Below are 21,511 nucleotides of genomic sequence, written 5' to 3' on the forward strand. Positions count from 1 at the left end.
CCGGCCACCGGGCGGGCCGGTGACCTACACGGGGTCTGCGTCGGCCTCCGCCGCCGCGCGGAGCCTGCCGTACTCCTCGGCCATCGTCTGCGCCGTCCAATGCGCGTTGAGTCCGCTGGGATTGGGAAGCGCCCAGATCCTGGTGTCGCCGATCGTGCGCTCCTGCGGCCCGATCCGCGCCGCGCGGTCGCCGAAGGCCGTGCGGTACGCCGTCACCCCGGCGACCGCCAGCCATCGGGGCCGTAGCCGCTCCACCTTGGCCCGCAGAAGCTCTCCGCCCGCGCGGAACTCCTCGTCGCCGAGCTCGTCGGCGCGGGCGGTCGCCCGCGCCACCACGTTCGTGATGCCGAGACCGTAGGTGAGCAGCTCGTCCTGCTCCGCGGGCGCCAGGCGGCGCGGAGTGAAGCCCGACAGATGCAGCACCGGCCAGAACCGGTTGCCGGGGCGGGCGAAGTGATGCCCCGTCGCCGCCGACATCAGCCCGGGGTTGATACCGCAGAAGAGCACGGACAGGCCGCCCGCGACGACATCGGGGACGAGGCGGTCGCGGGCGGCTTCGAGCTCGTCGGGGGTCAGAGGATCGACCCCGGGGTGTAGCCCGCAGCCTCCGGGTGCTGCTTGGCGATCTCCTCGATCCGGGAGACCACCGCCGCCACCTGGTCGCCCGCCGCGCCGGTGAACGACAGCTTGTCGGCCATCAGCGCGTCCAGCTGCGCCCGGTCCAGCGGGATCCGCTCGTCCGCGGCGAGCTTGTCGAGCAGCTCATTGCGCTCGGCGCCCTGCTCACGCATCGCCAGCGCCGAGGCGACCGCGTTCTCCTTGATGGCCTCGTGCGCCACCTCGCGGCCGACGCCCGCGCGCACCGCACCCATCAGGACCTTGGTCGTGGCGAGGAAGGGGAGGTAGCGGTCCAGCTCACGGGCGACGACGGCGGGGAACGCGCCGAACTCGTCGAGCACCGTCAAGAACGTCTCCAGCAGGCCGTCGAAGGCGAAGAACGCATCGGGCAGCGCCACCCGGCGGACCACCGAGCAGGAGACATCGCCCTCGTTCCACTGGTCGCCCGCCAGCTCGCCCGTCATCGAGGCGTAGCCGCGCAGGATGACCATCAGGCCGTTGACACGCTCGCAGGAGCGGGTGTTCATCTTGTGCGGCATCGCGGAGGAGCCGACCTGACCGGGCTTGAAGCCCTCGGTCACGAGCTCGTGCCCGGCCATCAGCCGGATCGTCTTGGCGACGGAGGAGGGCGCGGCGGCCAGCTGCACCAGCGCGGACACCACGTCGTAGTCGAGCGATCGCGGGTAGACCTGGCCGACCGAGGTGAAGGCGTGCGCGAAGCCCAGATGCCCGGCGATGCGCTTCTCCAGCTCCGCGAGCTTCGCCGCGTCCCCGCCCAGCAGGTCGAGCATGTCCTGTGCGGTGCCGACCGGGCCCTTGATGCCGCGCAGCGGGTAGCGGGCCAGCAGGTCCTCGAGCCGTCCGTACGCCACCAGCAGCTCGTCGGCCGCGGTCGCGAAACGCTTGCCGAGCGTGGTGGCCTGCGCGGCCACATTGTGCGACCGCCCTGCCATGACCAGCTCGGCGTACTCGGCGGAGAGCTTGCCAAGACGGGCGAGCACGGCGACCGTGCGGTCGCGCATCAGCTCCAGCGAGAGGCGGATCTGGAGCTGTTCGACGTTTTCGGTCAGATCGCGCGAGGTCATGCCCTTGTGGACGTGCTCATGGCCCGCCAGCGCGTTGAACTCCTCGATGCGGGCCTTCACATCGTGGCGGGTGACCTTCTCGCGCTCGGCGATCGAGGCCAGGTCGACCTGGTCGAGGACCCGCTCGTAGTCGGCGAGGGCGGCCTCGGGCACGTCGATGCCGAGGTCCTTCTGGGCGCGCAGTACCGCGAGCCAGAGCTGACGCTCCAGCTTGACCTTCTGCTCGGGGGACCACAGGACGGCGAGCTCCGCAGAGGCGTAGCGGCCGGCCAGGACATTGGGGATGCGAGGCTTCGCAGACACAGCAGTCACGTGAGTAGAGCTTACCCGCCGCCCAGGGCGGCCACTGAACGTCCATATAGTCCAGGGAGGCCAGTTCAGGGGCTCTCCGGACAGCTCATCACGCGCAGTCTGTGAGACAGGTGTGAGACGCGTCAGCGCCCGCCGCATACAGCTGAAGCCCGCCACGATGGCGGGCTTCTTCGCGTTCCGGGGCCTGGCCGGCGGTTACTCGGCGGTCTCGTCCTCCGCCTGAACGATCCGGCGGACCTGCTGGCGCGTGTACCCGGTTGCCTCACAGATGTCCTTCTGCAGGACACCGTCCGCGTCCGCCTGTCGGATCGCTGCGGCCAGCTCGAGCCTGAGAATCCTGGTCCGGGTCTCGGCCTCTCTGAAGCGGCCTGCCAGGTGTTCCAGTGATCGCTTATCCATGGCACTTAGTGTTCCATTCGCATCCATGGAACTTGATGTTACCTATCTGAGGCGTAATTGCCTAGGTCGGACGCGTTGACAAGGGAACACGATGTTCCCTAGAGTTGAGGTGTCGGCAGGGAAACCAGCTGGCGCAAGCTGGCCCCGGCGGTGCTACGAACACCGACTGCGGGTCTCACGGAACACCTGAGCAACCAGGAGCTCGCTGTGATCAAGTCCCTCATCCGCCAGGCCGGCCGCCTCGCCTCCGCCGCATTCGACATTGCCAGCAACGTCCTCGCGTCGGACGCCCCCGCCGAGGCCATCGCTGCCGAGCAGGCCGGCCTGTACGAGGCCGACGAGATGCCCGCCATCGAGGACATCGAGGCCGCAGCCGGGCAGTACAGCAAGGCCGCCGAGCTGGCCCGTGCGGGTGACCGCGGCAAGCGCGCCGCGAAGAAGCTGCTGGACCGTCTGCCCGCCGGCCGCTACGGCGCGTGGCTCGTGTCCCGGGTGATCTCGAACCGTCAGACCGCCGACCTCGACGAGATCCGCGCCACGTACAAGCGCCTCGGTCTGGGCCCGGTGCCGATGAAGTCGGCCGCCCCGTCCCTCAAGGTCGAGCGCCTGGCCGCCGCCGACGAGGACGAGACCGCGGCCGAGCTGGTCGCCGCCTAGTCATCAAGTCCCATCCCTGACCTGTCCCGTACAGAAACGGGACGACCCCGGGCGGTGCTACGAACACCGGCCCGGGGCCTGGGTCAGACCCTTCAGCAACAAGGAGTCGACCATGTACGAAACCGTACCGTCCTACGTCAAGCCGTCCGGCTCGATCGTCACGCCGTACCCGGTCGAGGGAACCCTCCCCGGCATCCCGAAGCAGCCGACCGCCACCGAGCGGACCGCGAGCAGCAAGCTGGAGGCCCTCCTCACCGCGCACGGCATCAAGCTGGCGATCCGCGACCGCGGCGAGGGCGACACCACGACCGACTTCGGGCGCGACGAGGCCGGCGGCTACGTCTTCCACGTCGGCCCGGACAGCGACCTGGCGGAGGCGCTGGAGTTCGCGCACACCGTCATCAGGCGGCACCACATCCTGCCGGAGTCGCTCGACCCGGAGTACCTCGCCGACCGCAAGCTGACCCGCCTGGTGCCCGCGAAGGTCGGCCCGTCCGGCCGCGCCCAGGTCGTCTACATCGAGTGCCCCGAGTGGTGCGTCGTCGACCACAGCGACCGCGAGGGCTGCCTCGAGGACGTCATGCACTACTCGGACGCGGACGTCTTGCAGGTGCTGACCCTCACCGACGACGACACCGCTCACTCCGAGATTTACGCCACCATCGCCTCGGACCCGGCGGCGAGTGACCGGCGTCTGAGGGCCGCGCACATCGTCATCAACGACGGCGCGTCGACGGACGCCTACGTGACGCCGGACATGGCCGAGGAACTGGCGGACGACCTGGTGGCGTTCGCCGCGCGGCTGCGTCACAAGGCCCGCACGGTGCGCCTCTTCAACCGCGCCGGCGGTGCGGCGTGAACGAGTCCGAGGCTCTGGCCCTGGTGCAGCGACTCCTCGTCGATGCGCTACAGGAGAGGCTCCAGTCGACGACCTACGTCCGTGACCTGGCCGGCCACATCGGCGACCTGCGCAGCACGATGCGCGCCGCTCTGACCGTCATCGAGCTGACGACCGAGGAGACCCCGTGAGCCCCGGCCGCACCGTCACGGTGCAGACGAGCGACCACGGCCCGGTGACGCTGCCTGAGTCGTCCTGGTGCACGGGCGTGCACCCGGCGGGCGGGGCCCGCTCGGACATCAGCCACAACGGCCAGCCGCTCGAGGTGTTCCTCGAGGGCGAGGTGCTGGCGTCGGGCCAGTTGTGCCAGTGGCCGTACAGCATTCTCGGCCGAGTGCCGTTCGTGGCGGTCGAGTTCGCCGGCGGTGAGCACGAGTACGACCAGGACGACCTGCAGCAGCTGGCGGCCCGGCTGGCGACGTTCGCCGCGGTGACGATTCCCGAGCTGCGGGCGCGCCTGGCCGCGGCCATCGAGGAGGCAGGCCAGTGAGCAGCATGTGGCCGATCCGTCGCCCGACCGAGCACGCAGCCTTACGCGCTGTGGACCGGTCGGAGCGGCGGCTCCCCCCGGTACCCGCCCTCTTCTCTCACCTGGTCGTGGCAACGGCCATCGACGACCAGCACGGCATGAACCTGTTCGCCCACGCCATCGCCCGCCTCGGCGGGGAGGTGGGCGAGTGATGGCGCGCATCAACTCGAAGAATCGTGCTCGCCTGGCCGAGCGGCTGGCGTCGCGGAAGGGCTGCGGCTGGTGGTGCTTCTACTGCCGGGCCCCGTTCACCGAGAACCGCCGGCCGACGTTCGACCACTACATCCCGTACAGCGCGTGGAAGACCGGGCGTCAGTGGAATCTTGTGCTGGCCTGCTCGTCCTGCAACACGGCGAAGGCCGACCGGCTGCCGTACACGGTGGCCGTGGTCCTGCTCTGCAAGGTGCGCACCAGTCCCGTATGGCGGGCTGCCTGCCAGGGCGGGGGCCGTCATGGGACTGCGTGACCGGGCGCGCGACGCCCTGTACAGCGCCATGACGAACGGGGACGGGTCGCCCGCCTCGGCTCGCCGGGCCTCCCAGGGCGCGGCGATGCTCGCCGACACCCTCGCCGACAACGGGCACTCCGGCGCCGCTCTCGCCGCATCGCTAGCAGGGGCCGCGGTCGTGGCTGCCGAAGGCGCCCTCTCCAACTACGTCTATCCGCCCGGCGACTACTCCGGATTCGATGATCAGAAAGGGGGCCGACGATGAGCGCCAGCGAACCGCAGGCCCGTTTGACCCGAGGGCAGAAGGTCGTCCTGGTCGCCGCCACCGCCCCCATGATCGGGGCTGGTGTCGCCGGCGGGTGGGGCACGTACACCAACATCGTGACCGAGTTTGGCCGGGCGGCTACCGCGCTCGGTGTGGTCGCGGCCGGCGAGGGCGTGACTCTGGTCCTGGCGCTGGTCATGGTCGGGCTGACGATGCTGGGCCAGTCGGCCCCGACGCCGGTGCGGGCCGGTCTGTGGCTGGCTCCGATCGCCGCTGCGCTGACCGGCATCGTGGTCGCCGACAGCGGTACCGAGGCTGTTGTCTACGGCATGACGCCGATGGCAATGTCTGCCTCGGCTGAAGGTATCGGCCTGCTGGCCCGCCGGATCGTGGTGCACCGCACGGGGATGGACATGGAGGTGCAGCGGCGGAATGCCGATACGGTGCAGCGGCTGGCGTATCACCGTGCCCGTGCGGCGAACCATCCGAGCGAGCGGGCCCGTAAGCGGTCGCTGCGCGCGTCGTGACGGCTGGCCGCACGCGTCGGTGAGGGTGATGCGGAGCTGGGCGCGCACCTGGTGCAGGTGCAGCGCGAGCGGCTCCGTGAGGGCGCTGACGCAGCTCTGGCGGACATGCTCAGCGTCGGCACCCCGCAGCCTGCCGTCGAGACGGTCATCGAGCGTGTCGAGGTGTCCGTGGACACCCTGCCCGAGGTGACCGACACCGCGCTCGAGGAGCCGGTGCCCGCGATTGCTGCGGCGCCCGTGAAGCGGCTGGTCATCTGCGGTGACCGCAAGGTGTGGCCCGCCGTGGTCCCCGCGCTCGACGACGACGAGGAGGTGTCCGACGAACCAGCGGATCGGTTGCCGACCGAAGCGGCGGCGAATGTCATCCGGGCGTGCTGGGTGATGGGCACCTCAGTTGCCGACACGGCCCGTCAGTCCACCCGCAGCACCTCGTATGTGAAGAAGGTGTTCGCCCGCCTCGACGAGCAGCGCGAGGCGGAGCCTCCCAAGCAGCAGTGGCCGGCGCTCGTGTGGCCGGAGGTGGCGTCATGAGCGATCTGGAGAAGGCTGCCAAGGATGCGGTCGAAGCGGCCAGCAACTCGGAGCACCTGGCGTTCATCAAGGCGGTACTGCAGGCACAGCAGCTCACCCAGCAGCAGGCAGCCCCGCCGGCGCCCGTACAGCAGTCGTCGGGCAGTGCCGGGAAGTGGATCGGCATCGGGGTGGGCGGATCCGTCTTCCTGCTCACCGTCGCCGTGTCCGCCGTAGCCGTCGCGATCTCCGCGGTGGCTCTGACCATCTGTGTCCTCGTCCTGCGCTCCATGTGGCGCGACTTCCAGAAGGGCCGCTGACGGTCCCTCCGTCCTCCACGGCCTGCCCGTGGGGGTGCGGAGGGGCCGGACAGCCCAGCCCCACAACGACAGGAGACCGTCATGTCCAAGAAGAGCCAGCAGGACGCCGCCGCCTGGGTCGTCGACGCCACAGCGAAGCTGAAGGCCAGCCCGGCCCCGGACGCGTGGACCGTCGCCAATGCCGACCTGGCCAAGACCGCCGCGCGGACCGCCGGCACGACCCCCGCCCAGATCGCCGACGCCGCACGCAACGAGCAGGACCTCACCCTCGACGACTACTACGCAGAGGCCGTCCGCAACCTCCGGCACATCGAGGCGCTGCTCCGGGACATCGACGAGCACGCCCCCGCCGGCACCCCGAGCCGCCTCGACCAGGTCCGCGGCGGCTCCAATGGCTGAGCCGAAGCTCACCGCCGGCGAGAAGACCAAGGTTGCCTGGCTCGTCGCACGGATGGCCAAGCGCGGGCTCGCCGCGAGCAACTCCCCCACCGGCGACGTCTACCAGGGCGACCTACAGCGCAAGGTCGAACGCGTCCTCGAGGGCGCCCGCAAGCGCGAGGAACGCGAAGCCAAAGCCAGGAAGTAGCTACGCCCCGGGGCGGCCGTACACCGGCCAAGGAAGTCCGGCCGCCCCGGGCCACCCGCCACTCAGCAGAGAGCAGGAGAGACCAGCATGACGGAAACCCTGGCGGGCCCGGTCAACGGGCACGCAGTGACGAAGCTGAACCTGTTGAAGCCTGCCGAGGAAGCCCCCGCGGCCCCGGCACCGGTCGTGCCCGAGGTTGTCGAGGCGGTCGACCGCCCTGACAACCCGTTGGCGGACTGGCTGACCGTGCCGGACGCGCCCGTTCTCCCCGCATGGGCCCGCTCGAAGGCATCCATCCTGGCGAACGTCCAGGCGTTCGGCCGGCTTACCTGGTGGCACACCCGCTACCACGGGCTCCGTGCCCCCAAGTACCTGGTGAAGACGGTCCTTTTGGCTGCACGCGGGTTCTACCGGGCGACGGTTGGCATGTGGCCCACCCTGTCCGCGCAGGACCACACGGCGGCCATCCGGGCGCTGCGGGCACAGTGCAAGGCCCGACCCGAGGACGTAGAGCTGGGAGTGCGGCTGCAGCTGGCGCACGCCGCCCGTACCGAGACCCGCCGTTGGCGGTTCGGGGCCGCGGCCGTGGGTGTCGCCGCGGCTGCGACCGGCCTCATGCTGGCCGACCCGCTGCTGCAGACCGGTATGACAACGGCCATGGTGACCCCGCTGGCGTACCTGGGGCGCGGCAAGGAGACGCACCTGCTCGACCATGGCGTGCCGCCGATCAAGGTGGACATGTCTGCGCAGCAGCTCAACGACGCGTTGCGCGCCGCCGGCCTCCTGAAAAGCGGCAAGGGCGACGAGGACGGTCCGCGGGTGTCTTGCGTCATGGGCCCGGTACGTGACGGCCGCGGCTGGGCGGTGATCTTCGACATGCCCCGAGGAGGCGGTAAGACCGCATCCGACGTGCTCGCGAAGCGGGAAGTCATCGCGCAGGAGCTCGGCGTAGACGAGATCCAGGTCATCGCGTCCCGCGTGCGTGCGGCCAAGGGTGGCAACGCCGGCCGCGTGTCGATGTGGGTTGCGGACGATGACCCCTACCTGGCGGAGCCGACCCCGTCGCCGCTGGCCAAGCTGGAGCGGTTCTCCATCTGGGAGCCGGTGCCGTTCGGGCAGGATGCGCGCGGCAACCGCATCGCCGTACCGGTCGTGTGGCAGTCGATGTTTTTCGGTGGCCTGCCCCGCAGGGGCAAGACGTTCACACAGCGACTGATGACGGCGGCGGGCCTGCTCGACCCGTGGGTGCGGCACTACGTGGCCGACTTCAAGGGCGGGCAGGACTGGATGGGGATGCGGCACGTCGCGCACCGCCTGGTCCTCGGTGCCGAGGATGACGCGATCGCCGCGTTCATCGCGATGCTGAAGGAACTGCTGGCCGAGATGGAGCGCCGGTTCACCCTGCTCCGGGGCCTGCCGACGTCCATCTGCCCCGAGGGGAAGCTCACCCCGGCCATCATCGAGAAGTACAAGCTGCCGTTCATCTTCATCACGGTCGACGAGCTGCAGGAATGCTTCCTCGCCGTCGACGACAAGGTGCGCGAGGAGATCGTCGACGACCTCGGGCGCCTCGCTCGCCGCGGGCCGGCCGCCGGGTTCATCAGCAACTATGCGAGCCAGCGCCCGGACGCCAAGAGCGTGCCGACCAAGCTGCGGGAGATCATCACCATCCGCTGCTGCACCCAGGTCACGGACAAGACGAGCAGCGACATGGTCCTCGGCTCGGGCAAGGCCGCCATGGGCGCCGACGCCTCGCTGCTGTCCGAGGACCACAAGGGCGTGACCGTGCTGGTGACCGGGCCGGCGTCGCACGCCACGGTGAAGAACGACCTGCTCACCACGGCCGAGTTCAACGCCCTGTGCCTCAAGGGGCGGGCCCTGCGCGAGCCTCTGGGACAGATCACCGGGGATGCGTCCGGGGACGTCGCGGCAGCTGCCGGACTGGCCGGCCTCACCATCGACCCCGTGCTGTCCGACGCGCTCGACGTGATGCGGCACTCGGACCGGATGCACTCCGTCGACCTGCTCGCCCGCCTGGTCAACGCCGACGAGGACCGGTACGGGGACTGGGATCTCGACAAGCTTGCCGCGGAGCTGGACAGCGCCGGGGTCAAGCGGACCACGAAGCAGATCAACATCAAGGGCAAGAATCTTGCCGGGTACCGGCGGGCCGATCTGGAGGCGGCCGTGCCCGAGGAACTGCTCCTCGCCGCGCGGGCGGTAGAGCCCCCTCCCTCTACCGAGACCCCCAACTAGGCCCGCACGGACGGGTCCGATGGGGGCCCGGAAGTAGCGGGAGCCCTCTACGGCGGTAGATCCCCCCTGTAGAGGGGCCTGACCTGCGAAGTAGAGGCCCGTAGAGGGGTCTGAGCCCTACGCCCGGATCCCTCCCGTGGGCCCGATCCTGTAGCCCCCGCCCATTCCGGCGTGGGCATCACCACGCATGGATAAGCACCCGCGACGCCGGCGCCCGGTAGAGGCGGCCGGACAGCAGCGCCCCCTCTCACCTTCGGGTGGCAGGGGGCGCATTCGTGCGTTCAGGACCAGACGGGGCGCCCGGTCTCCCACAGTGCCGTCACGTGGGACGCGAACCGGTCGTACAGGCCATCCTCGCCGAGGCGCCGCAGGTGCAGCATCGGCGACTCGTGCCCGAGCAGGTTCGAGATATGGGGCGTCACCAGCATCTGATCGTCGAACGCGAAGACGCTGAGGGCAATGTGCTCGTCGCTATACCGGGCCTGCAGGCCGGGCGCCTCCCGGATCTTCTCCAGTGCATCCAGGGTGATGCGGATACGGGTGCTCACCGTGAGCGGCACGCCCTCGATCTCCTCGCGGCGCCGCGTCACTTCCGACTCGGGATCGCCGACGATAAAACGCACCTGGCAGCCGTCCTCGCCCTTACGCCGCAGGCGGTCGCCGAGACGCGAGTGTTCCTGCCAAATGAAGTAGTTGGTGTAGCCGGCGAAGGTGATGGACTGCGATGCGCCGTCTATCAGGGAGGCCCACACCGAGGTTGGGCAGGCGTTGCGGTAGGGGTACGCCGCCACGATCTCGCGGTCCGGCCCCGTTTTCACGGCCGACCGCACGGCCTTCGGCCACAGCACCTCTGCGCTCACTCCCAACGCGACCTGTACGTCAGCGCGGGTCCGTGGATGGGGGACCCGTGACGGATCGGATAACCACCGTTCGGCCGTCTTAACCGTCACGCCGACTGTACGAGCGAGTCGGCCGACAGTCATGTTTGCACCGGCCATAGCATCGCGCAGGACTGTGTTCAAGGAGTCCCCCGAGGACGTTTCGGCTTTCTAGGACGATAGCGCCGAAGCGGCCCAGCCGTCTGTGCCGCGTCCGTAGAAACGTCCCAACGGGTGCACCACCTTTGGGGTATGACGGACAGGCAGGCAGTCGAGAAGTCACCCGCCAGGGAGACGCTCAGAGATCTGATGGCATCGCGCGACGGCATCGCGCTCGGTGAACCGGAGAGCGCAGCGATCGAGCTCCCCGAAGGGGGGAGCATCCCTCCCGGCTCGATGATGTACCCGCCGTGCCGGTGCCCGCGCTGCCGCCAGTCGTGAGACGGCAGTACCGCCTGATCGTCGTCAGCTCGCCCGACATCGAATTGGAGTGAGGCTCATGACCACGGCCCAGCCCAACCACACCCCGGCCGAAGCGGCCGACGACGGCAAGCACGGCGGCAAGCCCGCGCCGATCAAGCCGTGGACCCCTCCGCCCACGCCGCCCTCCCCGGACGGCAGCGGCGGCCGATACATCGGCGGCTGACGTGGACACCGCACAGATGCAGGGATACGCCGACCTCGTCCAAGGCTTGGCAGGCCGCGGGCTCCTCGACGACCGGTGGCGCCAGGTGTTCACCGCCGTGCCCCGCGACCTGTTCATCCCCGAGCACATCTGGCGCCAGGCCCCCGAGGCGTGCGAGCCCATCACCTCGCACGCCGCCTGGCTAGAGCTGGTGCACAGTGACGAGCCGGTCGTCATCCAGATCGACGACGGCGCCGAGGGGGGGCCCGGTGTGGCCACCTCGTCCAACAGCCAGCCGTCCATGGTGGCGAAGATGCTCGGCCACCTGCAGATCGAGGACGGGCATCGCGTCCTCGAGATCGGCACAGCATCCGGGTATGTCGCTGCGCTGCTGACTGAGCGGCTCGGCGAGCAGAACGTGTACAGCGTCGAACTGGACCCCGCCCTGGCAGAGCTTGCGGCGAGCAACCTGCACGCCGCCGGCTACATGCCGCAGCTGCGGTGCGGGGACGGCGAGGAAGGGTGGCCAGGCGTGCCGCCCTTCGACCGACTCATCGCTACGTGCGCTCTGCGGCACATCCCGCGGGGCTTCGTCGAGCAGGTCCGGCCGGGTGGCGTCATCGTCTCGCCGATCGCCCGCGACTTCTGGAGCGGCGCCCTGGTCCAGCTCACTGTCCAGGGGGACGGCATTGCGTCGGGCCCGTTCCGTGGCGGAGCGTCGTACATGCCGATGCGCTCGCACCGTCTGGGCGCCGGGGCGCCGGTCGACTCGTCGACTGCCCGCTCTCGGAAGGGTGGGCCGGATCCGGCGGGGATGCTGACCCTCGGGTTCGCGCTGTACGCCGGGGCCCGCCTGCCCGGTGTGTCGATGTGGCACAGCGAGAAGCCCGGTCACGTTCAGGTGTGGGCCAGCCGCCGGGACGGTTCGGCAGCGACCGCAGCCACGGGCGAGGACGTCTGGCAGTACGGCGCCGGGAACCTGTGGGAGGAGATCGAGCAGGTGTTCTTGGAGTACGCCGCGCTCGACTCGCCCGACGCCGAAGAGTTCGGCCTGACCGTGGACGCGGACGGTCAGCACGTGTGGCTGCGTGAGCCACGCACCAGGGTCCAGCCCGCCGCATAGAGAAAGCCAGCCCCGGTCTGTCTGCGTCCCCCGTCGCGGACAGGCCGGGGCTTCGTCAGTCCCAGATGCCGTCTGGTCGACGTTCTCGGGCCCGGGGTGGAGCACACGCGCCGCCTGTGCGCCTGGGCATGACACTTCACTCCGTCACGAACTGGTTACAGCGGCACCCACGTTGTGTGCCTCTGTCACCATCCATGAATGTCTGCCAACGAGGCCCCTGTGCCCGCAATGCCTGACCACACCCCTGACCAGAAGCCGCAGCATCGGCGGCCTGCTTGGCTGTTGAGCGGCCTTGCTGGCGTCGCTGTCGGTGCGGGGATTGTGGGCGGCGTCTGGGCCGTCTCCGCGTCCACTTGGGGCGCAACCGATGCGTTCGAGCTGAAGGGCACCATGACCCTGGTCGGCGGCGGTAGCGAGATCGGTCGCCCCAGCACCGGGGGCTGCCGCGGCCTGGGCGGCTATTCGGACATCATTCCCGGGGCTGCGGTCACGGTCTACGACGCGGCCGGCAAGGTCGTGGCTACTGGCTCGCTGGGGGAGCCGAAGTACTCCGGCTCGGGATTCACCCTGGCGTGCGCGTTCCCTGTGTCGGTTCCGGATGTCCCGAAGGGGAGCAAGATCTACCAGGTCGAGGTGTCTCACCGTGGCAAGATCTCCATCGGTTCCGATGAAGCGGAGCAGGGGAAGTTCGCCGCCTCGTTGAGTTGAGCTCATGGAGCCGCCGACGGCTACTACATGGTCGGCCGCCTGCCGGGTGTCCAGGTCGACCGTGACCTTGACGCTCTGCTTCTTGGTCTTGAGGCAAGCTATTGCCCGGTCGTAGGCAGCTTCGTCTGCGGTGACCGGTGGGTCCGTTGTGCCCTGCCTGGGCTACCTGTGCGCCGACCCGCGCTAATCCTGGTTGGAGTGTAGATCCAAGGGCCCACCGCGACCATTGATTCAAAGGTGATACTTGACTATGACCTTTGATTCGTCACCCTTGGGGGGTTGTGGTGGTTGAGATCCGAGTGAGGCGCATGCCGTCGCCAGAGCTCGGCCCGATGCTGCGGCAAGCGCGGGAGCTGGCGGGGCTAGGCCTGCGGGAGCTCGCCCGGCAGGCTGGCCTATCCCCTGGCTACCTGGCGCATCTCGAGGCCGGGGAGCGGTGCCCGTCCGTATCGGTAGCTCATTGCCTCGCGGGGCTGCTAGAGGTCGACGAAGTCGAAAGGGTCGTGCTGCTGGCTGCCGCGGTCAACGATGCGGGCCGCGACCACCCGCGCCGCACCGAGGCCGCCTGAATGCCATAGCAGGGGCCGGCAGTCCTGCGGCGAGGTTCACCCAAAGACTCCTCGCACCTGAGGCCAGCGCGTCACGCTGTCTCCCCACGAATCCTGAGGGGGACTTCATGGCCAACCCGTACATCAATGCGCCGATCCGAGCCCGCATGTATGAGAGCAGCGCCCACAAGGTGAAATGGGTGGTGGCCGTCGTGCTGTCGGCCGGACTGCTTGCACCGGCACTGTTCTTCATCGCGGCAAAGAAGGGCGTGATCAGCTTCGCTCCGGCAGCGATCTACGCGGGAATCATCTATCCCGTGGGCATGCTCGGGCAGCCACTGACTGGAAATCCCGGGAACTGGGTTGGCGGAGTCCTCGCCATCACAATGATCGTCGCTGCCGTGCACGCCGCCATCCTCGACACCGACTGGAAGCCAGGCCGATAGTCGGCGCGCATGACGAAAGGGTCCGCATCAGTGCGGACCCTTCGGCGACATACTTCCTTCAGGGAAGCCAGTTGAGGCTCACAGTCCCGTGACGGGGTTGTCCTCCCAAGGGTCGCCGGCCTCGTAGTACCGGGCGAGGGAAGTGGAGTTGTCCGCCCAGCCGCCTTGCCGCGCCGTGCGGAGCATCGTCGCCCCTCCCTGTACCGCCGCGGTCGCGAAACCCCGGCGCAGGGAGTGGCCGCGCCAACGCCCTTGCATGCCAGCCGCATCAGCCAGCCGCTCGATGACATCGGACGCTGCGTCGGGGGTGAGTCGGCCGGACGGGTCACCGATCGGCTTGCCGTGGCGCATCATCGGCGGGGCGATGCGGCCGTGTCGGTCGATGCGAACGAACAGCGGTCCGTCGGCACGGCCCGACTTGCGCAAGGCCGCGATCAGCGCGCGCACCGCGCGTACCGGGCAGGTCCCTGGGTTCTTGCCGTAGGGCACGGCCGTGTCCGTGAAGGCCTTCATCTTCACCCGGTAGATCTGGACCATGAAACCTTCCTCGCACTCGACGAGGTCGCCAATGTCGAGGCCGACCAGCTCCGAGGACCGGGTCGCTCCCGCGTAGCCGAGGAGCATCATGGCGGCGTCTCGCTTCCCGATGAGCGTGTCCCGGTCGAGGGTGGCGAGCATCTGCCGTAGCGCGGTCGGCACGGCGGCCTTCGCCTGGCGCTGCCTGGCCCCGGGGCCTTTGTTCTCGGCGAGCCGGTGCTTGTAGCCGGCGAGGACGGTACGGGCGCCCTTCGTCTCAGGTCGGGGCTGGGCGAGTTCGGCATGCATGGTCGTGATGGCGGACAGGGCCCGCTCGATGGAGCTCGGCGAGGCGGGCCGGCCGGTGCGGGGGCGCGGCGTCAGGGTCAGGTGCGTGGCGTACTCGACGAGGAGATCCTGCGTCGCGGGTACCGGCCGCTCTCCGCGGGCTGCGCACCAGGCGACAAACGCCTCGCGGTCCTGCCGGTAGGCGCGGCGCGTGGAGTCAGCGCGGCCAGCGGCGAGGGCGGCCTGCGCTTCCGGCGACAGCTGGCGTCGAACTGGCGCGGGTGCCGCTTCGTAGCGCTCGATGTCGGTCATGAACTCCCCCTCGATACAGTCGCGTTCTAACTCCAGAGAATAAAGATTATCAGGAGCCAGAGTGTTGCCCTAGGGCAACGGCCGGAATCCGGGCTGTCGGTGCCCGCGCGTACCGCTGAGGCGTCTTATCCGTGCTCACTGGCTGCTTGCACTGGTGCGCCGACGCCCCGCCCCCGAACAGCGCCAAGGGCGGGGCATCGGCGCGCAAGGTCAGATGAAGATGGACTCGATGCCGAGCTGATTCAGAACGCCGGCGGAGAGCGACTGAGCACAGTCGCGAAGGGCCGCCGAATCCGGTGCCGGAGGCAGCTCGGAACCTGCGGGAAGGAGCTTTGTCGGGCACCGGGCGCCCGAGGGCACGTCCATGAACCCGTTTCTCTCGAGGACTGGCGCGAACCCGGCGAAGGGCTGACTGCCGCGTCTATGAGCTTCCGGATTGCAGGTGACCACAGCGGTGAGGTCGGTACTGCTGTCGATGCGGCGGGCCATCCTGAACTCGTGCGCCAGGGCCACCGCTTCGCACACGCCGACCTGCACAACCAGGGATTCCACCGGAAGATATGGCGCGACATTCGGAGTATTCGGTCCGGCGTTCTTAGCGAGCACGAAACTGGATACGTCAACGGCGTACACGACCGTCCCGTCGTGGTGCAGCTCCACCATCAGCAACCGACCCTTTGGGAGCGGCCCCTTGAACGGATGCAGGAAGTTGCCCTCAACCCACCGTTGTAGACCGACCTGAGGGTTTCCGACGAGGGTGCTACGCATCAGCCCCGGAGTACGGAATTCCCCCTGTATGTCGGCTGCGGTTCTGAGCGCGGCACTCAAGACGTCATTTGCTTCGTGCCGGGCAGGGGACGGCACGAGCGGGGGGATGGGCCGTGCAGGCCGCGATACGACGATCAGCCATGCGACCGACGGGTCGCCGGTCAGGACCACCTCGCGGGCGTGCTCAAGATGCCGCTCCAGGGCCTCGTCGGCTGCGGCCTGCCGGGCGTAGCGGTCCCGGTAGGCCCGGTCGATCTCGTGTTCGGCGAGCCACCCCGTGTGGTCTGAGTACCGGAAGGGAACAGCGAAGGCCTGCAGTTGCCTGTCCCGCTGCGAGCTCCCCAGCACAAAGTGGGGCGCCATGGCGCTCGCGGGCACGTCGACCACAAGGACGGTCTTGCTGCCGTCAGCCGACGATTGCGTGTACGCGTCGACGCCGGCCACGTAGGGCTGGGTGTTGGCTCGCAGCCACTTGTGCAGGTGTTCGGTGTTGACCGCCTGGGGGTCAACACCTGTGATGGTGCGGTCGTTGCGAACGCCATAGATCAGCAGGCCGCCGCGGGCGTTTGCCATCGCGGCGACGTCTTTCGCAAACTCGTTCCATTCGCCGGGTTCAGCCTTCTTCGGAAGGTCGCGCTTCCAGTCGAGATCATCCCGCTCCCCGTCGATGTCGGCTGCGGCTTGCGCGACCAGTTCGTAGGTGAGAGGGCCGGGCGGAACGCCGAGTTCCTGGTGAATGCGGGTCCATGTGCTGGCCATCGCGCCAGCATAGGAGCGCACCTCTGGCCGCGTCTCGGCATTTCCCTGTCCGCCAAATCGTGCCATACGGGTGCCATCAGGCCACCTAACCCGCAGGTCAGGGGCAGGAAAACGCATCCCCTATGCGGTTAGACCCCTTGGGTTGCGGACGGCGATCAATGCCCCTAGCGCTTGACCGCGGTGCCGTAGGCCAGGAACGTCCATCCGAAGCCCCTGTCGCTCTCCGACTGCGACATGGCGATCCGAAGGCCAACGATGGCGTCGGCCCCTTCCGAGGCCGCCCGCTCCTCGAGTGCCGACACGGCGTGTTCGTCACTGACTTGGTCCCGTGCGGAAACGAGCCACGCCTTACGGATAGGGGGACTGCTGGAGACGGGGATCGCATCGGTTGTGTACAGGTCCATAGCCTCAGCTTCGAGCAGGGCCCGAGGTGCAGCGAGTGCAGTTGGGCCGTATGAGCAGCCCCGGCAGATGGGGTATCCATTCGGTACACCCGTACATGGCTGCGCCCGGCCGTCGTGGTGACCAGCCGGGCGCTCGAGATGGTTCAGGCCGCGTCGTCCGGCCCCTCGTCTTCGTCCTGCGGCTGATAGTGCCGTGCGAACCAATCCGCGGTACTCACCCCCGGCGGCCTGCGCTCCGGCTCCGCACGGCGCTCCCGCATACGGGCCAGGTGCTGCTCACTCGAGGACACGCTCGGCAGCACGATCAGCTCAGGGATCTCCTCGCCCCGGGCGCGTGCCGCCAACTTCTCCGCGGCTGTAGCCGGCCGGGTCTTCTGCTCGCTGCTCATACGATTCCTCCGTTGATGATCTCGGCCTCTTCGACTGCGACTCGGGCCTTGGCTTCGGCGAGCAGCTGCTGAGCCTCGCGCCGCCGCTCCTGCCGCTCCTCGGGCGACAGCGCTTCGTGGATGTCGGTGGTGAGCGGGTCGGCCAGCTCGGGAAAGTCAACGGGCTTGCGAGCCTTGATCCGTGCGGCGCGAATCATCTGCTGCAGTTCCCTGTCCTGGTCGAGCAGCGGCAGCGGCCAGGCTGCGCCCAGTTGGCAGGCCTGGCCGTGGTACCGGCACTCGGGCTGCTCCGGCCCGAGGATGGTGACCTGCTCGGCGAGCCGGTCGAGGCGGGCTCGGATGCTGCGTCCCTTCATGCGGCTTGTCCCTTCTCGAGAGCCGTCTCAATGGCCGTGAGGCGGGCGTCTAGTTCGGCGTGCTCGCTGAAGCTGGGCAGCGCGCCGATGAGCACCGTGGCGGCGCGGATGCGGACGTTGACGGAGTCGTCGGTGAGAGCGGAACGGAGTACGACGATGGCGTCGCCGGCTGCCGCTCCCAATGCTGCGACGGCTTCGCCGAGGAGGGCGGTACGCGCGCTGCGGACGTCGGCCTCGAAGTCGGGGTCTTCGCGCCACCGGCGGACCGTGCGCCCGGTCACGCCGACCTGTTCGCCGACCTTGTCGGAGGTCATGCCGCGGGCGAGGAGCAGCGCGGCCTCATCTTTTTTCTGCAGGTCATTTGTGGACATCGGCGGTCGTCCCCTCGTGGTCGCGGCGAGGGCCGGGCCCCGTCTCGAGGCCCGGCCGGGGTGGCTAGTCGTCGATGCCGGGGGCGTTGAACTCGCGGAGCTGCCCGGCCATGAAGCTGAGGGTGGGTACGGCCTTGCCGTTCAGGCGGCGGTCGACGGCGAGGGCGTAGGGCTTGCTGGTCGCGATGGGCTTGACCCGGGCGAAGCCGGCGGCCTTCTCAAGCGCGGCTGCTGCGGTCTCGCGGGCCTTCTCGAACTCGATCATCGCGGCCCGGTATCCGTCGTCGCAGTAGGTGACCCACTCGCCTGCGGTGGCGTTGGCGGTGTCGGCGGCGGCGGTGAAGGCGGCTTCGGCCTTTTCGCGCGCCTCGGTGACGGCGGTCTCGTACTTGGCGCGCTTGGGGCCGGTGCCGTGGCCGCACGTCTCTTCGGCCTTGCGGGCGGTGTCGATGGCTTCGCGGGCTTCGAGGGCCTTCTCGAGGGAGGTGCGGAGCTTCGGGGGGACGTGCTCGAGGGAGGGGAGTTCGACGCGACGTCCGCCGACGGTGAAGCTGAATGCGTTGTGCATGGGGATCTCCTTCAGTGGGCGCCGGATGCGGCGAGGGTTTGGTTGTTGAGGCTGTTGGCGAGGTTGCGGAGCTTCTGGGCGTGCCGGTAGGCGAGGCCGCGCTTGCGGGCTGCGGCGAGTTCTTCGCGGCGGCGCTTGTCGTTCTCGGCCTTCCGGCGGGCGGCGGCTATGCGTTCCTGTACGACGTCGTTGACGTCCATCACGGGACCTCCGCGGGTACGAGGGTGAGGCCGGCGGTGGGCTGGTCGGTCTCGGTCCAGCCGTCCGGGTTGATGGCCTCGAGCAGCTGGCGGGCGGCTTCGGCGCGGGTGATGGGCGTCTGGTCGTCGGCCCACTGTTCGGCGAGGGCGTGGGCTCTGGCGAGGGGACGCTGGTACAGCCGGCGGGTGTCGGTCACGGGCTTCTCCTTGATGGATGCTGGGTGGTGCCGGGCTCGGCGCTTGCGTGCGGATCAGTCGGTCACCCCGGCGCTGGCGAGGAACTCGGCGTTCTTGACGGGGTCCTGCAGTTCGCGGGCGCTGGCCACCCAGACCGCGTGCATATGGGCGGCGCCGTCCTGGTGCTCGGCGCACACAGTGACCCGATAGGTGCTGACCTCGGTCGGGTGCTGCTGGTCGATGGTGTTGCGGACGGCGATGACACCGGGCTTGCCGCAACTGCCGTGCCCGTGGCTGCACTTGCCGGTACTGACGGGGATGGTCTGCACGATGTACTTGGTGTCGCGGTCGTCGCCCAGGGCGATGACGGTGGATGTGGTCACGGTGTCTCCTACGTAAAGGGGAATTGTTGAGATTGTTGGGACTATTGGCTCCGACCTGCTGTTTTGCCTTGAGACGATTGGTGGGACGCTTGAGCTGGGGTGAGACGACTGCATGTCATGCGTTCCATCAGTCGTCCCATTCGTCTCATCTCCCCTTGTTGGCATAGATGCAGGTCAGGTCCATGTTTCTCAGTCGTCCCATTCGTCTCAGCGTGTGTCGGATGACTCCTCGTCCTGGTCCGAAGGCGCAGCTTCCGGCAGGTACCAGTCCGAGGTCTTGCCCTTGCCGAATCCGCGGGGCCGGGTGACGAGACGCAGCTTGGTCTTTGCCCGGTAGACGGAAGACCTGCTGTACCCGAGCTTCTGCGAGTCCTTCATGACGTCGGCCTGCTCCGCAGATCCGCCGAGGTCGGTCAGGTAGTCGCGAAGCCAGACGCGGATCTCGTCACTTTCGGCACGGTCGCCACTGGGTACGGACTCGTCTCGCATGACCTCACGTACCGAGGTGGTCGTCTCGTCGCCGAGGACGAACCTCGAGACGTAGGACGGCCCTTCCTCTGTGGGCACCGTGACCGGCTGAATCACGTACTCGTATGACGGGAGCCCGAGACGGCCGAGGTTGTTCTTCTCGAGCGACATGACGAACCGGCTGTCGGCCCCGTCCTCGCCCTCTTCCTTGGCGAACGCGATGAGGCAGCGGATGAGCTGACCGAACGCGCCGGATCCGGCGATACGGGAGAGCGGATCCGCTCCGCCAGCCTTGGTGAAGTGGGCCAGGCCGAGGATGGTGAAGTGGTGCCTGTCCGCGGCAGCCACCAGCGGCTCGAGGGCTTGCCGGACCTCCGCCGCCCGGTAGTCGTTGATGCCCTTGTCGATGTACGAGAGCAGCGGATCCATGACGAGGAGCGCCACGCTGTACCGCTCCGCCTCCTGGCCGAGGAGCGAGGTATCCAGAGGCAGCGTGAGGCGCGCATATGCCTGCTCGTCATCCCGTACCGAGACGTGCCATACGAGATTCATGTCGGCGCCGGCTGCAATGAGCCGCGGCGCAATCGTCATTGCCCAGGAGTCCTCGGCCGCGGCGTAGATGACTCCCCGCGGCTTACCCCATAGTTCGCCGGGCAAGGTGCCGGTCGTGATGCGCGCGACCATCCACACGGCGTACTGCGACTTCCCGATGCCGGGCCCGCCGGCCGCGATGGCGAGCGAGTACATGGGGATGCGGCCGTGCGAGGTGGGCGGCGCGCCTTCCGGCGTGGTGTCCCATAGCCAGCGGACGGGCCGGATCTTGATGGCCGATGCGGGCCTGAACAGCAGCGACCTGCGGGGCCCTTCTTCCTCGGGCGGGTGCGCGCCATTGCTGGCGAACGGCCCGAGCATGGGGCCCGGTCGGGGCAGCTCGCCCCGAAAGGGGTGGCCGAGCTGCCCGCCGTCGTGTGTGGCAGCCATGTTGTCGCAGGGCCTGCCGTCCACCAGGTGGGCGCAGAACCGTGAGGCTTCCTCTTGGGTGGTCAAGCCGCCATCTCCTGACGTGCGTAGAGGTAGCGGCCGGGCTGTCCGGGGATGGCGATGGGTGGCCATCCGGGTGTGGCGCGCAGCTGGTGGGGCGGCTTTGGCTTGCGGGCTTCGGCAAGCTCGGCGGCCGTCTTGAGGCTGGCAAGTGAGGGCGTGGCACTGCTCGCTTCCCGCAGCCAATCGACGACGGGGTCGCCGTACTTGCGCCAGCATTCGGCGGCTTCGAGTACCGCGGCCAGGCGGCGCGGATCGTCGGGGTGGAGGTCGCACCATGCGGCCGAGGCGTACTCGGGGAAGTCCTTCGCGAGGAACATCGATTTGGCGTCGGCCCACAGGCCGGCGATGTCGCCCGGGTCGAACTCTGCCTGTACGCCAGGGGTGTCCGCGGCTGTGGGTACGGTCTCGTCGTCGACGCAGTCGTCGCGGCAGTCGAGCGGATCGCGGTGGCCGCAGCCGAACGGCTCGAGGCGGTACGACGCTTCACGTCGCCGCTGCAGCTGCTCCGAGGTGGTGTCCGCCGGGCGGGTGTCGTCGTTCATGATGCCCCCTTGATGACGGCTTCGGCGAGGGCGCCGATGTCGGTGCACCAGCGGCGGGCACATGAGCGCACGGCCTGGGGGCTGGGCTGCTCTTCGAGGTGGCTTCTGATCGCGCTGAGGGCGGTCTCGCGGCGGTCCTGTTCACGCTGCCGCTGGGCTCGCAGCCGGTCGACGTCGGCGGATACACTCGGAGTTGGCGATGCTGGTGTGTGGAGGGGCCCGGGTGAT

At 68.9% G+C, this 21,511-nt stretch carries 34 protein-coding genes; 18 read left to right on the forward strand and 16 right to left on the reverse strand.

From position 1 onward, the window contains the following. Positions 1–24: 24 nt before the first annotated feature. The 3 genes from mug to OG883_RS34425 form a co-directional block, all read right to left on the reverse strand. Positions 25–576, reverse strand: coding sequence for a G/U mismatch-specific DNA glycosylase (gene mug, locus OG883_RS34415; RefSeq protein ID WP_266553073.1), 552 nt, complete (start codon positions 574–576; stop codon positions 25–27). Continuing rightward, positions 573–2,015 carry an adenylosuccinate lyase gene (gene purB, locus OG883_RS34420; protein ID WP_266549979.1) on the reverse strand — a complete coding sequence of 481 codons (1,443 nt, stop codon included), beginning with the start codon at positions 2,013–2,015 and terminating at the stop codon, positions 573–575. The genes mug and purB overlap by 4 nt, the downstream gene beginning before the upstream one ends. Positions 2,016–2,210: 195 nt before the next feature. After that, positions 2,211–2,414 carry a hypothetical protein gene (locus tag OG883_RS34425; protein ID WP_266549981.1) on the reverse strand — a complete coding sequence of 68 codons (204 nt, stop codon included), beginning with the start codon at positions 2,412–2,414 and terminating at the stop codon, positions 2,211–2,213. A gap of 207 nt (positions 2,415–2,621) precedes the next feature. Between OG883_RS34425 and OG883_RS34430 the strand changes: the two genes are divergently transcribed. The 13 genes from OG883_RS34430 to OG883_RS34490 all read left to right on the forward strand — a co-directional run bounded on the left by OG883_RS34430 (position 2,622) and on the right by OG883_RS34490 (position 9,410). Next, entirely contained in the window at positions 2,622–3,071 is a 450-nt protein-coding gene (locus tag OG883_RS34430) for a hypothetical protein (RefSeq protein ID WP_266549983.1), read from the forward strand. A gap of 112 nt (positions 3,072–3,183) precedes the next feature. Next, a complete protein-coding gene (locus OG883_RS34435; RefSeq protein ID WP_266549986.1) occupies positions 3,184–3,930 on the forward strand; it encodes a hypothetical protein in 747 nt (248 codons plus the stop codon). Further along, a complete protein-coding gene (locus OG883_RS34440; protein ID WP_266549989.1) occupies positions 3,927–4,100 on the forward strand; it encodes a hypothetical protein in 174 nt (57 codons plus the stop codon). Before OG883_RS34435 ends, OG883_RS34440 begins: the two co-directional genes overlap by 4 nt. After that, a complete protein-coding gene (locus OG883_RS34445; protein WP_266549991.1) occupies positions 4,097–4,459 on the forward strand; it encodes a hypothetical protein in 363 nt (120 codons plus the stop codon). Before OG883_RS34440 ends, OG883_RS34445 begins: the two co-directional genes overlap by 4 nt. Positions 4,460–4,464: 5 nt before the next feature. Beyond that, on the forward strand, positions 4,465–4,650 hold the full coding sequence (locus tag OG883_RS34450) for a hypothetical protein (RefSeq protein WP_266553075.1): 186 nt from the start codon (positions 4,465–4,467) through the stop codon (positions 4,648–4,650). After that, positions 4,650–4,964, forward strand: a complete 315-nt coding sequence (locus tag OG883_RS34455; RefSeq protein ID WP_266549994.1) for an HNH endonuclease — start codon at positions 4,650–4,652, stop codon at positions 4,962–4,964. Before OG883_RS34450 ends, OG883_RS34455 begins: the two co-directional genes overlap by 1 nt. Continuing rightward, on the forward strand, positions 4,951–5,211 hold the full coding sequence (locus OG883_RS34460; RefSeq protein ID WP_266549997.1) for a hypothetical protein: 261 nt from the start codon (positions 4,951–4,953) through the stop codon (positions 5,209–5,211). The genes OG883_RS34455 and OG883_RS34460 overlap by 14 nt, the downstream gene beginning before the upstream one ends. After that, a complete protein-coding gene (locus OG883_RS34465) occupies positions 5,208–5,738 on the forward strand; it encodes a hypothetical protein (RefSeq protein ID WP_266549999.1) in 531 nt (176 codons plus the stop codon). The genes OG883_RS34460 and OG883_RS34465 overlap by 4 nt, the downstream gene beginning before the upstream one ends. Before the next feature lie 51 nt (positions 5,739–5,789). Continuing rightward, on the forward strand, positions 5,790–6,269 hold the full coding sequence (locus OG883_RS34470) for a hypothetical protein (protein WP_266550000.1): 480 nt from the start codon (positions 5,790–5,792) through the stop codon (positions 6,267–6,269). After that, positions 6,266–6,568 carry a hypothetical protein gene (locus tag OG883_RS34475; RefSeq protein ID WP_266550002.1) on the forward strand — a complete coding sequence of 101 codons (303 nt, stop codon included), beginning with the start codon at positions 6,266–6,268 and terminating at the stop codon, positions 6,566–6,568. The genes OG883_RS34470 and OG883_RS34475 overlap by 4 nt, the downstream gene beginning before the upstream one ends. A gap of 81 nt (positions 6,569–6,649) precedes the next feature. Next, positions 6,650–6,967, forward strand: coding sequence for a hypothetical protein (locus OG883_RS34480; protein ID WP_266550003.1), 318 nt, complete (start codon positions 6,650–6,652; stop codon positions 6,965–6,967). Further along, entirely contained in the window at positions 6,960–7,154 is a 195-nt protein-coding gene (locus tag OG883_RS34485) for a DUF6257 family protein (protein WP_266550005.1), read from the forward strand. Before OG883_RS34480 ends, OG883_RS34485 begins: the two co-directional genes overlap by 8 nt. Before the next feature lie 87 nt (positions 7,155–7,241). Continuing rightward, positions 7,242–9,410, forward strand: a complete 2,169-nt coding sequence (locus OG883_RS34490; RefSeq protein WP_266550008.1) for a cell division protein FtsK — start codon at positions 7,242–7,244, stop codon at positions 9,408–9,410. Positions 9,411–9,691: 281 nt separating this feature from the next. Here the strand turns inward: OG883_RS34490 and OG883_RS34495 are convergent, their stop codons facing one another. Beyond that, positions 9,692–10,270, reverse strand: a complete 579-nt coding sequence (locus OG883_RS34495; protein WP_323181030.1) for a DUF5919 domain-containing protein — start codon at positions 10,268–10,270, stop codon at positions 9,692–9,694. Positions 10,271–10,787: 517 nt separating this feature from the next. Here OG883_RS34495 and OG883_RS34500 point away from each other — a divergent pair. From OG883_RS34500 to OG883_RS34515, 5 genes are all read left to right on the forward strand, one after another. Further along, complete coding sequence (locus OG883_RS34500) at positions 10,788–10,934, forward strand: hypothetical protein (RefSeq protein ID WP_266550014.1); 147 nt, start codon at positions 10,788–10,790, stop codon at positions 10,932–10,934. 16 nt (positions 10,935–10,950) lie between these two features. Further along, positions 10,951–12,036, forward strand: coding sequence for a methyltransferase domain-containing protein (locus OG883_RS34505; protein ID WP_266553078.1), 1,086 nt, complete (start codon positions 10,951–10,953; stop codon positions 12,034–12,036). Between the two features lie 198 nt (positions 12,037–12,234). Continuing rightward, positions 12,235–12,744: a hypothetical protein gene (locus OG883_RS34510; protein WP_266550016.1), complete on the forward strand. Its 510-nt coding sequence runs from the start codon at positions 12,235–12,237 to the stop codon at positions 12,742–12,744. 332 nt (positions 12,745–13,076) lie between these two features. Continuing rightward, positions 13,077–13,313 carry a helix-turn-helix transcriptional regulator gene (locus OG883_RS47045; RefSeq protein WP_353963149.1) on the forward strand — a complete coding sequence of 79 codons (237 nt, stop codon included), beginning with the start codon at positions 13,077–13,079 and terminating at the stop codon, positions 13,311–13,313. 107 nt (positions 13,314–13,420) lie between these two features. After that, complete coding sequence (locus OG883_RS34515) at positions 13,421–13,738, forward strand: hypothetical protein (RefSeq protein WP_266550018.1); 318 nt, start codon at positions 13,421–13,423, stop codon at positions 13,736–13,738. A gap of 78 nt (positions 13,739–13,816) precedes the next feature. Here the strand turns inward: OG883_RS34515 and OG883_RS34520 are convergent, their stop codons facing one another. From OG883_RS34520 to OG883_RS34575, 12 genes are all read right to left on the reverse strand, one after another. Next, positions 13,817–14,854: a tyrosine-type recombinase/integrase gene (locus tag OG883_RS34520; protein ID WP_266550020.1), complete on the reverse strand. Its 1,038-nt coding sequence runs from the start codon at positions 14,852–14,854 to the stop codon at positions 13,817–13,819. Between the two features lie 210 nt (positions 14,855–15,064). Next, positions 15,065–16,381 (reverse strand): helix-turn-helix domain-containing protein, encoded by a 1,317-nt coding sequence (locus OG883_RS34525; protein WP_266550023.1) that lies wholly within the window; start codon positions 16,379–16,381, stop codon positions 15,065–15,067. 164 nt (positions 16,382–16,545) lie between these two features. After that, positions 16,546–16,785, reverse strand: a complete 240-nt coding sequence (locus tag OG883_RS34530; RefSeq protein WP_266550026.1) for a heavy metal-binding domain-containing protein — start codon at positions 16,783–16,785, stop codon at positions 16,546–16,548. 143 nt (positions 16,786–16,928) lie between these two features. After that, entirely contained in the window at positions 16,929–17,174 is a 246-nt protein-coding gene (locus OG883_RS34535) for a hypothetical protein (RefSeq protein WP_266550027.1), read from the reverse strand. Beyond that, positions 17,171–17,530 (reverse strand): hypothetical protein, encoded by a 360-nt coding sequence (locus tag OG883_RS34540; RefSeq protein ID WP_266550030.1) that lies wholly within the window; start codon positions 17,528–17,530, stop codon positions 17,171–17,173. The genes OG883_RS34535 and OG883_RS34540 overlap by 4 nt, the downstream gene beginning before the upstream one ends. Beyond that, positions 17,527–17,901: a hypothetical protein gene (locus OG883_RS34545; protein ID WP_266550033.1), complete on the reverse strand. Its 375-nt coding sequence runs from the start codon at positions 17,899–17,901 to the stop codon at positions 17,527–17,529. Before OG883_RS34545 ends, OG883_RS34540 begins: the two co-directional genes overlap by 4 nt. A 64-nt stretch (positions 17,902–17,965) precedes the next feature. Beyond that, positions 17,966–18,469, reverse strand: coding sequence for a hypothetical protein (locus tag OG883_RS34550; RefSeq protein ID WP_266550036.1), 504 nt, complete (start codon positions 18,467–18,469; stop codon positions 17,966–17,968). Positions 18,470–18,480: 11 nt separating this feature from the next. After that, the gene (locus OG883_RS34555; protein WP_266550039.1) at positions 18,481–18,669 is read right to left on the reverse strand and encodes a hypothetical protein; all 189 of its coding nucleotides are present in this window, start codon (positions 18,667–18,669) and stop codon (positions 18,481–18,483) included. Continuing rightward, entirely contained in the window at positions 18,669–18,866 is a 198-nt protein-coding gene (locus OG883_RS34560; RefSeq protein ID WP_266550042.1) for a hypothetical protein, read from the reverse strand. Before OG883_RS34560 ends, OG883_RS34555 begins: the two co-directional genes overlap by 1 nt. Positions 18,867–18,920: 54 nt before the next feature. Then, entirely contained in the window at positions 18,921–19,229 is a 309-nt protein-coding gene (locus OG883_RS34565) for a hypothetical protein (protein WP_266550045.1), read from the reverse strand. Positions 19,230–19,436: 207 nt separating this feature from the next. Then, positions 19,437–20,744, reverse strand: a complete 1,308-nt coding sequence (locus OG883_RS34570; RefSeq protein WP_266550048.1) for an AAA family ATPase — start codon at positions 20,742–20,744, stop codon at positions 19,437–19,439. Continuing rightward, positions 20,741–21,283 carry a hypothetical protein gene (locus OG883_RS34575; protein WP_266550050.1) on the reverse strand — a complete coding sequence of 181 codons (543 nt, stop codon included), beginning with the start codon at positions 21,281–21,283 and terminating at the stop codon, positions 20,741–20,743. Before OG883_RS34575 ends, OG883_RS34570 begins: the two co-directional genes overlap by 4 nt. Between the last annotated feature and the right edge of the window lie 228 nt (positions 21,284–21,511).

Source organism: Streptomyces sp. NBC_01142, from assembly GCF_026341125.1.
In the GTDB taxonomy this organism is placed as follows: domain Bacteria; phylum Actinomycetota; class Actinomycetes; order Streptomycetales; family Streptomycetaceae; genus Streptomyces.

Excerpts from the sequence above, each read along its gene's own strand:
- OG883_RS34425 (WP_266549981.1), bottom strand. The coding sequence starts at position 2,414 with ATGGATAAGCGATCACTGGAACACCTGGCAGGCCGCTTCAGAGAGGCC.
- OG883_RS34435 (WP_266549986.1), top strand. The coding sequence starts at position 3,184 with ATGTACGAAACCGTACCGTCCTACGTCAAGCCGTCCGGCTCGATCGTC.
- OG883_RS34450 (WP_266553075.1), top strand. The coding sequence starts at position 4,465 with ATGTGGCCGATCCGTCGCCCGACCGAGCACGCAGCCTTACGCGCTGTG.
- OG883_RS34455 (WP_266549994.1), top strand. The coding sequence starts at position 4,650 with ATGGCGCGCATCAACTCGAAGAATCGTGCTCGCCTGGCCGAGCGGCTG.
- OG883_RS34460 (WP_266549997.1), top strand. The coding sequence starts at position 4,951 with ATGGGACTGCGTGACCGGGCGCGCGACGCCCTGTACAGCGCCATGACG.
- OG883_RS34465 (WP_266549999.1), top strand. The coding sequence starts at position 5,208 with ATGAGCGCCAGCGAACCGCAGGCCCGTTTGACCCGAGGGCAGAAGGTC.
- OG883_RS34475 (WP_266550002.1), top strand. The coding sequence starts at position 6,266 with ATGAGCGATCTGGAGAAGGCTGCCAAGGATGCGGTCGAAGCGGCCAGC.
- OG883_RS34480 (WP_266550003.1), top strand. The coding sequence starts at position 6,650 with ATGTCCAAGAAGAGCCAGCAGGACGCCGCCGCCTGGGTCGTCGACGCC.
- OG883_RS34485 (WP_266550005.1), top strand. The coding sequence starts at position 6,960 with ATGGCTGAGCCGAAGCTCACCGCCGGCGAGAAGACCAAGGTTGCCTGG.
- OG883_RS34490 (WP_266550008.1), top strand. The coding sequence starts at position 7,242 with ATGACGGAAACCCTGGCGGGCCCGGTCAACGGGCACGCAGTGACGAAG.
- OG883_RS34500 (WP_266550014.1), top strand. The coding sequence starts at position 10,788 with ATGACCACGGCCCAGCCCAACCACACCCCGGCCGAAGCGGCCGACGAC.
- OG883_RS34505 (WP_266553078.1), top strand. The coding sequence starts at position 10,951 with ATGCAGGGATACGCCGACCTCGTCCAAGGCTTGGCAGGCCGCGGGCTC.
- OG883_RS34510 (WP_266550016.1), top strand. The coding sequence starts at position 12,235 with ATGTCTGCCAACGAGGCCCCTGTGCCCGCAATGCCTGACCACACCCCT.
- OG883_RS47045 (WP_353963149.1), top strand. The coding sequence starts at position 13,077 with ATGCTGCGGCAAGCGCGGGAGCTGGCGGGGCTAGGCCTGCGGGAGCTC.
- OG883_RS34515 (WP_266550018.1), top strand. The coding sequence starts at position 13,421 with ATGGCCAACCCGTACATCAATGCGCCGATCCGAGCCCGCATGTATGAG.
- OG883_RS34520 (WP_266550020.1), bottom strand. The coding sequence starts at position 14,854 with ATGACCGACATCGAGCGCTACGAAGCGGCACCCGCGCCAGTTCGACGC.
- OG883_RS34525 (WP_266550023.1), bottom strand. The coding sequence starts at position 16,381 with ATGGCCAGCACATGGACCCGCATTCACCAGGAACTCGGCGTTCCGCCC.
- OG883_RS34530 (WP_266550026.1), bottom strand. The coding sequence starts at position 16,785 with ATGGACCTGTACACAACCGATGCGATCCCCGTCTCCAGCAGTCCCCCT.
- OG883_RS34535 (WP_266550027.1), bottom strand. The coding sequence starts at position 17,174 with ATGAGCAGCGAGCAGAAGACCCGGCCGGCTACAGCCGCGGAGAAGTTG.
- OG883_RS34540 (WP_266550030.1), bottom strand. The coding sequence starts at position 17,530 with ATGAAGGGACGCAGCATCCGAGCCCGCCTCGACCGGCTCGCCGAGCAG.
- OG883_RS34545 (WP_266550033.1), bottom strand. The coding sequence starts at position 17,901 with ATGTCCACAAATGACCTGCAGAAAAAAGATGAGGCCGCGCTGCTCCTC.
- OG883_RS34550 (WP_266550036.1), bottom strand. The coding sequence starts at position 18,469 with ATGCACAACGCATTCAGCTTCACCGTCGGCGGACGTCGCGTCGAACTC.
- OG883_RS34555 (WP_266550039.1), bottom strand. The coding sequence starts at position 18,669 with ATGGACGTCAACGACGTCGTACAGGAACGCATAGCCGCCGCCCGCCGG.
- OG883_RS34575 (WP_266550050.1), bottom strand. The coding sequence starts at position 21,283 with ATGAACGACGACACCCGCCCGGCGGACACCACCTCGGAGCAGCTGCAG.